Here is a 13,720-nt window from a genome sequence, read left to right as displayed (position 1 = left end):
GCTTCCTTTTTATTCAATATTAAGCTTTTACTTTTGCCGCATCTTGCTCTGCTTGAATCGCAGTCAGGGCAATCGTAAACACAATATCATCCACCAAAGCACCACGAGATAAGTCATTCACAGGTTTATTCAAACCTTGCAACATCGGTCCAACACTCACTACATTTGCAGAGCGTTGTACTGCTTTATAAGTGGTATTACCTGTGTTCAAGTCTGGAAAAATAAAGACATTGGCACGACCTGCAACAGGTGAGTCAGGTGCTTTAGATTTACCGACACTTTCAACAGATGCTGCATCATATTGCAATGGACCATCAATCAGTAAATCTGGACGGCGTTGCTTGGCAATTTCAGTTGCTTTCGCCACTTTTTCAACTTCTGCACCAGCACCTGAAGTACCTGTAGAGTAGGAAATCATCGCAATACGTGGGTCAATACCAAAAGCTTTTGCAGAGTCAGCAGATTGAATCGCAATTTCTGCCAACTGTTCAGCATCAGGATCTGGATTAATCGCACAGTCACCATACACATAGACTTCATCAGGTAATAACATAAAGAAGACCGATGAAACCAATGAATAATCAGGTGCGGTTTTGATTAATTGAAACGCAGGTCGAACAGTATTTGCGGTGGTATGTACTGCACCAGAAACCAAACCATCAACTTGCTCAAGCGCCAACATCATCGTGCCAAGTACAACTGTATCTTGAAGCTGTTCACGCGCTTGTAATTCGTTGATTTTACCTTTACGAAGTTCAACCATTTTCGTAACATAGTTTTCACGAATCAGATCAGGATCAATAATTTCTAAATCAAAAGGTAATTCGATATTACGCGCCCTAGCAACCTCTAAAACAGCTTCAGGTTTTGCAAGTAAAATACATTGTGCAATACCACGAGACTGACAGATTGCAGCCGCTTGAATCGTACGTGGTTCATCACCTTCAGGTAGAACAATACGTTTTTTTGCCACAATTGATTTTTGCACCAATTCATGGCGGAAAGCAGAGGGTGAAAGGCGAGGTGTATAACTGCCATTCATGATCTGTTTTAACCAATCAGGATCGATATGGCTAGAGACAAAACGAGTCACTTGATCCGCACGCTCAGTATCATCCACTGGAATTTCATTGCTTAAATTCAAAAGCTGTTGTGCTGTTTCAAAAGTGCTCAGTGAGGTGTGTAAAATAGGTAAGCCATTTTTAATTGCAGTTTGGCAAAACTCAAGAACACGCGTATTGGGTTCATGATGTTCAGTTAAGACTAAACCTGCAAGTGGAATACCATTACTGCTCGCCAAGCTACTTGCCAAAAGTACATCAATACGATCAGACGCACTGATGATCAACTCACCTGCCACAAATTTATGTAATTCATGCTCAATATTTGAAGCAATTAAACTGCTGTGTAAGACACGACGATGTTGTGCTTTACCTTCATTGATCCAGACGGCTTGAATTTGTGCAGCAAGGTCTGAAATACGTGGCACACTTAACGTATCACTGAACGGAACCATGCCAATCACAGGAAATTGTTCAGTACCAATATGCGCATAGGTTTGTTGAATATCAGTTGTGAATTTTTTGATATCACTGATTAAACGTAAATCCGTATCCATGGTGACAGGAATTTGTGCAGAATCGGCAGGTAAGCCACGAGTACGCATGAACAGTACACCTGCTGTACGTGTACTACTTGCACCACCAAAGTTGCGCAATTGAGCTTCAACTTTTTCAGCTGTTTGCGCAGGTCTGTGAATATCTGCATTGCTGACAAAAATAACTTTTGCATCTAAAGCTTGTGCAAGTAAGGCATTAATTTCTGTTGCAAAGGTATCTCGTGCTGTTGGTACTAAACCTTCAACAATAATGAAATCATGATTTTTCGCCACTTGACGCTGTAGACTGACGGCTTCTTCAAGTAACTCATCTGTTTCACCAATATTCAACTGATGGGTAAGTTGTGTATACGGAATAGGCTCTACAGAATCTAGTTTAGAAATATGACGGTAAAGGGCAGTGGTACGATCTGGTTCAGCTTTTAATTCTTGTGAAAAGGGTTTGAAAAAGCCTGCTTTAATACCTTGGCATTCCAAAGCATAGACTAAACCCAGACACGCCGATGTTAAGCCGACGCCTTCCCCTGTAGGTACTAATAAAATTGTTTTCATATTCAGGACTTAATCAATAGTTTTAAAATAATTTATAATCGATGACTTACATCAAGCTTTTTATATTTCACGCTTATTGAAGAGAAATATAAAAAGCTGAGCGCTATAAAACGAAATGTAAATGATAGCTATCTATGCAAGATATTGAAAAAAGAAGCATAACAACAACGGTTTAAGCTGTTGTCATCTCAGATTCAGACTTTTTTATAGCCTGTTGTACCTCAGTTTCCACAACGTGTTCAGTTTCTAGTGCAATACGACCTTCTTCATCAGTTGGAATAACCCAAATTTGCGGTCCTGTACCTGCATCAATACGACCTTCAGTACCACGTTTTAAACCATCATTTTGTTCTTTGCTGAGGTTGAAACCAAAGTGTGGTAAATAAGCGACTGTTTTTTCACGGATATAAGCAGAGTTTTCACCAATACCACCAGTAAAGAACAAACCATCAATTCGTGGTAAGCCACAGCTTAAAGCAGCTAATGATTTTGCTAAACGGTAGCAGAAGACTTCAATTGCAAGTGTTGCATCATCATTGCCTTGCTCAGACGCTTCAATCAATGTACGCATATCATTGGAAAGGTCAGATAAACCCAATAAACCACTTTGGCTATTGAGCATTTTATCAATTTTATAAATGTCCCAACCTAAGTTGCTAGCAAGGAAGCTATGAATACTTGGATCAACATCACCACTACGTGTACCCATCACTACACCTTCAAGCGGTGTTAAGCCCATAGAGGTATCTACACTTTGACCATTCCAAATTGCACAAGTCGAGCTACCATTACCTAAGTGGGCCGTTAACCAACCGCCTTTTTTGTAGCTACCTGCTAATTCAGAACCACGTTCTGATACATAAGCATGGCTTGTACCGTGGAAACCATAACGGCGCACATTATGTTCAGTATATAAAAATTTTGGTAAGGCATAGCGATATGCATGTGCAGGCATCGTTTGATGAAATGCAGTATCAAACACAGCCACTTGGGGTAATTCTGGGAATAGGCGCATCGTTGCACCAATACCCACTAAGTGAGCAGGATTGTGCAAGGGTGCAAGCGGTGTTGCTTCACGAATGCGTTCTACAATTTCAGGTGTTAATAGTTCAGCTTTAGTGAGCGTACCACCATGAACGACACGGTGACCAATTGCTTTCGGTTTGTACTGAGATAAACGGCCTAAAATTGTTTCCAATGCTTTTTCATGGTCAGCATGTGGAATTGACAGTTCAAGTGGTTGCCCACCTGCGGTAATACCTTTAATACGCGCATCAGCAGAACCTAAGTTTTCTGCTAAACCAAAAATTCGATCTTCACGGTGCTCTGAAACAAGCGCATATTTAATGGATGAAGATCCGCAGTTAATCACTAATACTGATGTAGACACGTTTTATTACCCGCATTGTAATTTGAAGTAGTCGTTCTATTTGATCTAATCGTGCTTTTTTATGGATGCAATTTAGATCAGTGTGTATGTTGTACCATGTGTTGTTTTTCTGTCCTAGATAGACTTTAGGTGATTAGACTTAAGCACTATCGACCAACAATTGATTAATATTTAATATTTATCAGTTGATTGCTTTAACTTATCATAGCTGATTCATCACAAACGTATTCTATTTGCTGAAAAAAGCAGAATTTTGTAAGTTTATTCAGCCGCTTTTTACTGTGGCTATTTTCAATTTTTTATTTATAAAATCTAAGAACAATTACTTCCAAAAATATTTTTATTTAAATTCAATGTTTCATTATTCTTGAAAATTTCACTTTATATTTTTATTTAAAGCATGCTCAGTTTTATTGAACCTTTTACATAAAAAATTTAACGTGTAAATAATCATGTAAGTAAGCCATTCAAACTGAACATGCTGTTTAAAATTAAATGAAATTATTGGCGAATTTGACCATCACCTAACACAATCCATTTTTGTGAGGTTAAACCCTCTAAGCCCACTGGGCCACGTGCATGAATTTTATCGGTTGAAATACCAATTTCAGCACCTAAGCCATATTCAAAACCATCGGCAAAACGTGTTGATGCATTGACCATCACTGAACTTGAATCAACACGTGTTAGGAATTGGCGTGCCAGACTAAAGTTTTCAGTAATGATTGCATCGGTATGATGAGAACCATATTTGTTAATGTGTTGAATGGCTTCTTCAATACCAGTCACAACTTTCACCGCAAGAATTGGACCTAAGTATTCTTCATACCAATCTTCTTCACTTGCAGGTTTAACTGAGCTTCCTAAAATACGTTGCGTTGCTAAACATCCACGAAGTTCAACCTGTTTTTCAGCATAAAGTTCAGCAACACGTGGTAAAAATTCTTCCGCGACTTTTTCATCAACCAGTAAGGTTTCCATTGCATTACATACGCCATAACGATGTGTTTTTGCATTCAATGCAATTGGCAAAGCTTTATGTAAGTCTGCTTGCGCTTCAACAAATACATGGCAGTTGCCATCTAAGTGTTTAATCACTGGAATCGTTGCTTCATTGGTGATGCGTTCAATGAGTCCTTTACCACCACGCGGTACAATCACATCAACATATTCAGACATGGTAATTAATTGACCAACCGCAGCACGATCTGTGGTGTTAATCACTTGCACGCAATGTTCGGGTAAGCCAGAAGCTTTTAAACCATGTTGAATCGCCTCAGCAATTGCTTGGTTGGAATTTAAGGCTTCAGAACCACCACGTAAAATAATGGCATTTCCTGATTTTAGCGCAAGAGAAGCCGCTTCAAGTGTGACGTTCGGGCGTGATTCGTAGATCATGCCAACGACACCTAAAGGCACACGCATTTTGCCAATTTGGATGCCAGATGGGCGATATGCCAAGTCCGTAATTTCTCCAATCGGATCAATTAGACTAATCACATCTTTTAAGCCATGTAGCATTGCTTTAAAACGTAGGGGGTTGAGTTCTAAACGATCAAGTAGCGCACTATCTAAATTATTGTTACGACCTTGAGTCATATCAACAAGATTGGCAGCTAAAATTTGGGGTTCACTATTTTCTAACGCCGTATAAATTGCAGATAAGGCATTATTTTTAACAAGAGTAGATGCAGCAGCCAAAGTACTTGATGCTAGGCGTGCTTGTTGTCCTACAGTTTGCATATACTGTTCAATTGAATCTTGCATAGTGTTCTATTTGATCGCTAAAAAACTCTCTTTGATAGTAGCAGTCAGTATTGGAACAATCTATGTCTATCTCTAGAAAAATTGAGCTTATGTTAAAGCTTGTAACTATTTTTTGGCATTTTTAGCACTTTAAACTGGATAAGTGGTCAAATAAGCGATTGCGTATAAATCCCACATCTGTATAGAATGAAAGCATAAGGACATTGAATTGATACAAATGTTTATTTTTGTATCATGATTTGAGCAAATAATGCGAGTAAGAAATATCTTGCAAAATAAAAGAATAAAGCAAGGATGGAGGAAGGAAATGAATTCCATTATCCAAATGGACTCAGAACTAAACCAAACCAACTCAGGTTTTGGTTTTTTTGACATTTACACAAAAAATAGCTTTAAACAACCTGCACGTATGACGTGGATTGATGGTTGGAAAATTGAATATATGGCTATCGCCGATCCAAGAACAATGCATAACACGCCAATTGTGATTGTAGGTGGAGCTTTTCAAAATTTTAATTCATATAAATACTGTGTAGAACAATTCTTTGAAAGTGGTCCAGTGATTCTCATCGATTTACCATCCATGGGCTCAAACCAACAAATTTCAAATGTCGATACTGGGCTTTCAGCAGGCAGTTTAGAGTTACCAGATTTGTCCCTTATGTTAGGACAATGGTTGGATATCGTTGGTATTCAAAAGGTTGATGTTGTTGGTATTTCACTCGGTTCAGTGATTGCTTCATTTTTTGCAGAGCAACGTCCTGAATTGGCTGAAAAAATGATTCTGATGGGAGTAATGCAAAAAACCCGCAAAAGCTGGCGCATGCTTCTTGAAGAATCTTTAATGCTGATGAAAGAACAGCGTATGGATGAGTTTGGTCAGGCGGTTATTTTATATTTGGTGAATCATGCCAAGTTAAAAGAAACACGAATGTCACCGACAGCGAAACGTTTATTCTTTAAACAGATGGCTGAGTTTTCAAATACCGAACAAGAGCGTTATGAAATCAATTGTAATCGTCTTTTAAGGCTGTCAAATGTGCCTGTGCCACAGGTCAATACACTAGTTGCATGTGGTCAATTTGATAGTTTCACCTTGCCTCATGAAAATGCTAATTTTGCTTTGCAATGTCCAAATATGCAGTTTGCAATGATTGCCAATGCAGATCATGTACCGCAATTGCAACGCCGTAAAGAAACCATGCATTTATTCACGACTTATTTAAAAGGTGAGTCGATTCAAGGTTTAGATGGCATTATTAATTTAAACCGTGGGCAAATGAAAAATATTGAACGTCGTGGTGAAGAGCGTATTCAAGTTTTAGAACCTGAGCGTAAATTGACCCATCGTCATTCAGATCAAATTGCCAATGTACGTATAGTAGATTTGAATTATTTCGGTTTGTGGATGATTTTAGAACAGGTTTCAGATTTAGATTTTGTCGCTGCACATCCGCGTGATCTTGCTTTGAATCTTTGTGATGATGAAGGTGCGTTTGCGATTGAGTGTCTAATTTTTGAAACATCGGAACAGGGTATTCGTGCTCTATTTAAGCATGGCAGTTTTGAAAATGCAGATCGCTTACTTCGTTTTATTACACGTCAAACTCAAGATCAGAATGTGGTTGAAACAGCAGAAGTTTAATGTATCAAATTTATATATTCTGTCTTTAAGTTAAATAGTATTCAAAAAACCAGTCAAATTTGACTGGTTTTTTGTGCTTAAATTTAAACTATCAATATTATTTTAGTGTTGCTTGAATCATCCAGACCAAGTCACCTAAATGCTCTTCAGGGTTAAGTCTAGGCGTATCTGTTGTTTCATTAAAGTAGATTTTAGGTTGAATCACTTCAACGTGATTAAATCCTGAATTTTGAAAAAATTCACGTACTTCAGCAGGGCTGGTAAAGTGAAAACTGAAGGCACTGCGTGACATGACTTTCAATAGTTTACTGCTGTTCCAAATAACTTTAGCGAGTTTATTTTTCACTGGTTCAGGATATAAATCAGTCAAATAGTGTAAGGCTTTAAATTCTTTGCCGTAGAGTGCAATAGATTGGATCAATTGCTGTAGCAAGGCTTTATCAAAATAATTAATTAAACCTTCGCTGATGATCACCAATGGTAGATTTGGGTCAAATTCATCAAATGCTTTTTTAAAATCCTCTGTAAATAAATCGACTGAAAGGACATTAGGGCTATTGGGATCAATTTTTTTTAAGGCATCTTGTTTGGTTTGTGCCATATCAGGTAAATCTAGTTCGCGATAATCAATATCAGGATATTGCTGTCTAAACCACCATCCACGTGGTGATAAACCTGCCGCAATTTCCAAGACTTGTAAATTGGGATATTGTTCAATCAGTTGTTTAAGATGATCATCCAACATGGTATGCCGTGCTTTTAACGTAGTACGCATACTGCCACCCACATATTTTTCAGCCCAGCTTTCGATAGGGTGAGCAATATAAGCTAAGGACTTACCCTTAGCCGTAGCCAGTAAAGGGTGTGAAATCCCCATCTGATACCAAATATAGCCTGTGTAATGCGCTGTAAATGAAATATGGCGATGTTTTGACAGCTGTTGCTCAGTCATGGTTATCCTTAACTTTTGTTTTTCTATAATGTTTATTGAATTTGATACGATTTTACAATGGCTTTCAATATTTGATTCAAAAATCAAAAAAGGAACATCTCAGATGTTCCTTCATGTTTTAACGAGTATTTTTAAACTCTTCAATGGCTTTTTTGACAGATTGCCATTCTTTTCCTAAATCCAGTTGTTCAGCAATGTGAATATTTGGAATTTTGCCACGCATACGCTCCAAACGTTCTTGATTAGGAAGGGCGAAGTTTTTGATCCCTTCCAATGCTGTGCATGCAGACTCACGGTGGTTGCACACAAGCCCCATATCACAACCTGCATCTAGTGCTGCACGAATACGCGCATCTGCGCCACCTGCAACGCATGCCGCTTGCATAGTTAAATCATCGGAGAAGAGTACGCCATCATATTTTAATTGCTGACGGAGTACATTTTGAATCCAAAAAGGTGAGAATCCAGCAGGATTTGGGTCAACATTTTCATAAATCACATGTGCAGGCATCAGTGCATCGAGTTGAGGCTGAAGTTTGATAAAACTTTGCATATCATTGTTATAAATTTCTTCATAACTTCTTAGGTCAATCGCTGCTGCAACATGGGAATCTACTTTTACTGAGCCATGACCGGGGAAGTGTTTACCTGTGGTTGCCATACCTGCACGTTGCATGCCTTTCATAAATGCACTTGCGAGTGGAACAATATCAGCAACATTTTGAGCAAAGGCACGGTCACCAATCACGTCACTGACATCATTAATGTCTAAAACAGGTGCAAAGCTAAAATCAATCCCGACAGCAAGAACTTCTGTTGCCATCAACCAACCAGATTGTTCTGCTAAGTCGAGTGCTTTTTCAGGTTGGGTTAAGTAAAGTTCACCAAAATGTCCCATAGCAGGTAGTAAGGTAAACCCTTTTTTAAGGCGTTGAACCCGACCACCCTCTTGATCGACCGCAATGAGAATATCAGGACGGATTTGACGCATATGATCGGTTAAAGCACGAACTTGAGCAGGAGATTCGATATTTCGTGCAAATAAAATCATGCCACCGACTTGCGGAGCTTGTAATAGTTCAATATCTTCTTGAGTAAGTTCTGTACTTGCGATGTCTAGCATCAATGCGCCGATCATAAAAAATCCGTGGTTGTATTTTTAAAAAAGAAACAATACTCGAATTTTGCAATGATTTGCTACATTTTGTCAGTACAGATTATGATAAAACTACACGACATAAACAGATAAAGTTGTTTAAGATTTTGAATCTGTTGACTTCATATTGAAAAACAACGTAGAAATTGGAAATCCAAGGAAGTACAAAGAATTTATGAAACTTCAAACACTCGCTTGCGCCGTTGCTATTGCGACTGGTGGTTTATTTTTTACCCATACCATCAATCAAGCTATGGCCGAAACTAATCCAACTGCTGTTTCTCAATCGATTCAACCGACTCAAGAACAAGCCCTTGTCACTCGTCAGTTAGCGACTTTAGTTGATCGTCAGCATTATTTGAATATGCGTTTAGATGCCAATACCTCTAATCGTATTTTAGATATGTACATCGATAGTTTAGATCCAGAGCATTCATTATTTTTAGCTTCAGAAGTTGAACAATATAAAAAACAATATGGTGCAACGTTAGGCGCTTCGTTGAAGGCAGGTAATTTATCGGGTCCTTATGCCATTCATGCCCAGTATCGTGAGCGTTTAAAAAACTTCTATGAGTTCATGTTGGCAGAGTTGAAAAAACCGCAAAATTTGAATCAACCGAATGAGTTTATTGACACAGATCGAGAGAAAGCACCATTTTTTAGCTCTAAAACTGAGTTAGATAATTATTGGCGCAAGATGTTGGTCTCTCAACTCATCAACTTAAATATTTCTAAACAAGAAGAACAAGCGAAGCAAAAAGCTTTAAAAGATGATCCATCACTTGCCAATGGGCAGGACTTAACGGCTTCAGAAGATTTAACACCTGTGCAAACCTTAACAAAGCGTTATACACGTCAGTTAGAGCGTATTGGTCGTGTTAAGAGTGATGATGTCTTAGAGAAAATTTTAAACTCGATGACATTGACTTACGACCCACACAGTAACTATTTCCCACCATTAGATGCAATGGAGTTAAATCGTCAAACGACGTTGCAACTTGAAGGGATTGGTGTTTCGATTCGTCCAGATCGTGGTAATGAAGATTATACCAAGATCGAAACCATTGTTGATGGTGGTCCTGCAAGTAAATCAGGGCAAGTAAAATCGGGTGATCGCATCATTGGTGTGGCGCAAGATGGCGACAAAATGGTGGATGTGATTGGTTGGCCAAGTTCTGAAATTGTCGGGTTGATTCGTGGTAAGCGCGGTACGAAGGTTGCTGTAAAATTATTAGGTGCAGGTGCATCTATGAATCAAGCACGTGTGGTGACGTTGACACGTGATGTAATTCAAGAAGAAGATGCAGGTGTAAAAAGCCGTACAGTAGAAGTAACACGTGATGGTCAAAAGCATAAATTTGGTGTACTTGAAATTCCTTCATTCTATTTGAACTACCGTGCACGCCGTGCAGGTGCAGATTATCGTTCAGTGGCTGAAGATACCAATAAAGCATTGAAGTCGTTGTCTGATCAAAAAGTTGAAGGGATTATTATTGATTTACGTAATAACCCTGGTGGTTCACTTGAAGAAGTGGCGAAGATGATTGGACAGGTGATTAAAGAAGGTCCAGTGGTTCAAATTCGTGATGGTAATGGTAATGTCAGCGTATTTGAAGACACAGATGGTGGCGCACAGACGTATGCAGGTCCGTTGGCTGTATTGATTAATTTGGCTTCTGCTTCTGCAAGTGAAATTTATTCTGCCGCAATTCAAGATTATGACCGTGGTGTCATCATTGGAAGTACCACGACAGGTAAGGGAACAGCGCAAGTTCAGTTGGATAGTTTGGCTTATGGTCAAGCAACCTTAACGCAGCGTAAATTTTACCGTGTAACGGGTGGAAGTACGCAAAATAAAGGCGTTATTCCAGATGTAAAACTGGTTGATATTTACGATGAAGAGTTTGGTGAGCGTAAAGCGAAGAATGCGTTGAAATGGGATACCATTCCAACTGCTCCATTCAAGCGTGATGGCGAAATTCAAAAATATGTACCGCAATTGGATGGCTTATCGCAAAAACGTGTTGCTCAAGATCCTCAATTTGAATATTTACAAACACGTAAAGCCATTGCACAACAGACCAAAGATCAGAAAAAAATCGTTCTGGATATTGATCAACGTAAAGCTGAATTGAATGCTTTGGAATTAAAAACACTGCAAGCTGAAAATAAACGTCGTGCTGAAACAGGTCAAAAACCTTATTCAAATTGGGAAAGCTATCAGGCTTCTTTAGATGCTTTGGCTGAATCTAGAGCGAAGATGAAAGCTAATCAGCGACTTCCTTTACCAGAAGAGGAGACTTTTGTGACTGAAGCCTCAAATGTTTTATTGGATTTAGCAAAGCTAAAAAACAATAATTAATTTCACTGTTTAGTTATATTAAAAAGAGCATATCAAGATATGCTCTTTTTTTATTCAGATCATTAGAAATAACTTGACCTTCAATGAGATAGTGATATTTTAAGATGATTTAGAGTTCTTTGAAAAAGTGAACTTTATCGCAGTTATGCGTTATATTTTTGGGGTTTCGAATAACAATAACGGATTCCATTTGGAAGTGTTTTTTTATGATTCATATGAGTTATGACAGTAATCTAGTAATAGGCTCTGCTTTTGTTGCAGTGATCATCTGTTACTTGGCTATTTCGTTAGAGCAACTCATTTTTAAGCAAAATAATGCAAAGCTTCAAAAAGTTATACTCTGTGCTTGTGGTATGGTCTTTGGTTTTGCAATTTGGGCGATGCATTTTGTTGGTATGCTTGCTTGCCATTTACCTGAAGGTTATTCCTTTGATCCTGGGTTAACGTTTTTTTCTTATGTGATCGCTGCAGTCGCTTCTACTTTCGCTATTTGGTTAACCACACGAGATACTTTACCTATACTCCGTTTACTTTTAGGTGCTTTGCTTTTAGGGCTAGGTATTTCTGGCATGCATTATGTTGGAATGATGGGTCTCAGACTTCCAATGCATGAAATTTACTATGATCCATTTTTGGTTGTTTTCTCTATTTTAATCGGGATTAGTGGTTCAGGGCTTTCATTCTGGTTAACCTTTAAGTATAAAAAAGCTGTACAACATAAACAGTTTTTAAAAATTGCTGTGTCATTCATGATTGCACTCAGTATTGTCGGTATGCATTACACAGGAATGGCCGCAGCATCTTTCTACCCGATCCATGAGAGTGAGCATTTACTCAATCATTTCCATGAGGGGCAGGGTTTAATTTTATTTGCGATGATTTTTATCAGCAGTTTAATTTTGGTTGCTGCATTTGCTGTTGCTATTTTAGAGTTACGCTTAGAAGAACGAAATTTACAGTTACTTTCTGCAAATAAAGAATTAGAAAATTTGGCTTTACAAGATAATTTAACCAAATTACCAAATCGATTATTTTTACTTGATTATACAAACTCACTTTTTACCACCTATAGAGATGGTGAAAGTAAAATCACTTTTATTTATATCGATTTAGATCGCTTTAAGTCAGTGAATGATGCATTTGGACATCATATTGGTGATGAGTTATTGGTTAAATTAGCACAGAGACTGCATGTCTTATTAAATGATCATCAAAAGCTGATTCGTTTGGGTGGGGATGAATTTCTATTAATTTTGGAACAGTCAACCCAACAACAAGCTGAAGAAATTGCCAATTTACTGTTGCAAAACATTCAAGAAAGTTTCCATGTTTCAGGTCGAGAAATTAATATTTCCGCCAGTATTGGTATCGTATTTTATCCTGAGCATGGACATAATTTACAAGATTTGTTGATTAATGCTGATACAGCAATGATGCTCTCGAAAGAGCAAGGGCGGAATACTTATAGTATTTTTAACCATTCACTTGCGCAACAACAAACCAGTCGTAGCCAGTCAAAATTGATTAATGACTTGTATAAAGCGGTTGAGGAACAACAATTTATTTTGTTCTATCAACCAAAATTTACAGCTGATTATAAAATTTGTGGTGTTGAAGCTTTAATTCGTTGGAAACACCCAAGCCTAGGTTTATTAGCCCCGAGTATGTTTATCGAAGGTGCTGAGCAAACAGGTTTAATCATTCGTATGGGCTATTGGGCTTTAGAACAAGCGGGAATGCAGATTCAGTCGTGGAAAAAGAAAGGTTATGAGCTAGGTCCGATTGCAGTCAACTTATCAGCTGTACAGTTTGAACATAAGCATTTGATTGAGACTTTAAAAAATTTGATTCAAAAGTATCAGTTAAGCTCAGGTAGTTTGATTATTGAAATCACTGAATCTACAGCAATGCATCATATTGACACCAGCATTTCAACATTTGAAAAACTGCGTGATTTAGGTATTAAATTAGCCATTGATGACTTTGGTACAGGGCATTCTAGCTTTTTGTATTTAAAAGATCTTCCTGTCGATGAACTTAAAATTGATCGTGAATTCATTCGGGATTTAACTTCAGGTTCAAAAGAAGAAATTATTTTAGAAAGTATTATTCAACTTGCGATTCGTCTTGGTTTAGTGGTTACTGCTGAAGGCGTTGAAACAGAACAGCAGGCAGAAATTTTAAAACGCTTGGGTTGTCAGCAATTACAAGGCTATCTTTTGGGAATGCCGTTACCTGTAGATCGCTTAGAAGAAAACTATAAAAATTTGTAGTCGAT

The 13,720-nt window shown here is 38.1% G+C and carries 8 protein-coding genes; 3 read left to right on the top strand and 5 right to left on the bottom strand.

What is annotated here, in order from left to right; all coding sequences use genetic code 11:
- Window positions 1–19 precede the first annotated feature (19 nt).
- The 3 genes from pta to B9T35_RS07605 all read right to left on the bottom strand — a co-directional run bounded on the left by pta (window position 20) and on the right by B9T35_RS07605 (window position 5,327).
- Complete coding sequence (gene pta / locus B9T35_RS07615; protein ID WP_086190521.1) at window positions 20–2,170, bottom strand: phosphate acetyltransferase; 2,151 nt, start codon at window positions 2,168–2,170, stop codon at window positions 20–22.
- A 172-nt stretch (window positions 2,171–2,342) separates the two neighbouring features.
- On the bottom strand, window positions 2,343–3,560 hold the full coding sequence (locus B9T35_RS07610) for an acetate/propionate family kinase (protein ID WP_086190520.1): 1,218 nt from the start codon (window positions 3,558–3,560) through the stop codon (window positions 2,343–2,345).
- A gap of 501 nt (window positions 3,561–4,061) precedes the next feature.
- Entirely contained in the window at window positions 4,062–5,327 is a 1,266-nt protein-coding gene (locus B9T35_RS07605; protein ID WP_086190519.1) for a glutamate-5-semialdehyde dehydrogenase, read from the bottom strand.
- Window positions 5,328–5,634: 307 nt separating this feature from the next.
- On the opposite strand from B9T35_RS07605, the gene B9T35_RS07600 reads away from it, so the two are divergent.
- Window positions 5,635–6,972, top strand: coding sequence for an alpha/beta fold hydrolase (locus B9T35_RS07600; RefSeq protein ID WP_086190518.1), 1,338 nt, complete (start codon window positions 5,635–5,637; stop codon window positions 6,970–6,972).
- Window positions 6,973–7,069: 97 nt separating this feature from the next.
- Here the strand turns inward: B9T35_RS07600 and B9T35_RS07595 are convergent, their stop codons facing one another.
- Window positions 7,070–7,924: a class I SAM-dependent methyltransferase gene (locus B9T35_RS07595; RefSeq protein ID WP_086190517.1), complete on the bottom strand. Its 855-nt coding sequence runs from the start codon at window positions 7,922–7,924 to the stop codon at window positions 7,070–7,072.
- Between the two features lie 118 nt (window positions 7,925–8,042).
- On the bottom strand, window positions 8,043–9,062 hold the full coding sequence (gene nagZ / locus B9T35_RS07590; RefSeq protein ID WP_086190516.1) for a beta-N-acetylhexosaminidase: 1,020 nt from the start codon (window positions 9,060–9,062) through the stop codon (window positions 8,043–8,045).
- 193 nt (window positions 9,063–9,255) lie between these two features.
- Between nagZ and B9T35_RS07585 the strand changes: the two genes are divergently transcribed.
- Complete coding sequence (locus tag B9T35_RS07585; RefSeq protein ID WP_086190515.1) at window positions 9,256–11,442, top strand: carboxy terminal-processing peptidase; 2,187 nt, start codon at window positions 9,256–9,258, stop codon at window positions 11,440–11,442.
- Window positions 11,443–11,648: 206 nt separating this feature from the next.
- Window positions 11,649–13,715, top strand: coding sequence for an EAL domain-containing protein (locus B9T35_RS07580; RefSeq protein WP_086190514.1), 2,067 nt, complete (start codon window positions 11,649–11,651; stop codon window positions 13,713–13,715).
- Window positions 13,716–13,720 lie beyond the last annotated feature (5 nt).

The organism is Acinetobacter sp. ANC 3832, assembly GCF_002135415.1.
In the GTDB taxonomy this organism is placed as follows: Bacteria; Pseudomonadota; Gammaproteobacteria; order Pseudomonadales; family Moraxellaceae; genus Acinetobacter.
This window is presented reverse-complemented; position numbering and strand designations above follow the sequence as displayed.

Coding starts and splice junctions, on each gene's coding strand:
- B9T35_RS07580 (WP_086190514.1), top strand. CDS start 11,649: ATGATTCATATGAGTTATGACAGTAATCTAGTAATAGGCTCTGCTTTT.
- B9T35_RS07605 (WP_086190519.1), bottom strand. CDS start 5,327: ATGCAAGATTCAATTGAACAGTATATGCAAACTGTAGGACAACAAGCA.
- pta (WP_086190521.1), bottom strand. CDS start 2,170: ATGAAAACAATTTTATTAGTACCTACAGGGGAAGGCGTCGGCTTAACA.
- B9T35_RS07600 (WP_086190518.1), top strand. CDS start 5,635: ATGAATTCCATTATCCAAATGGACTCAGAACTAAACCAAACCAACTCA.
- B9T35_RS07585 (WP_086190515.1), top strand. CDS start 9,256: ATGAAACTTCAAACACTCGCTTGCGCCGTTGCTATTGCGACTGGTGGT.
- B9T35_RS07595 (WP_086190517.1), bottom strand. CDS start 7,924: ATGACTGAGCAACAGCTGTCAAAACATCGCCATATTTCATTTACAGCG.
- nagZ (WP_086190516.1), bottom strand. CDS start 9,062: ATGATCGGCGCATTGATGCTAGACATCGCAAGTACAGAACTTACTCAA.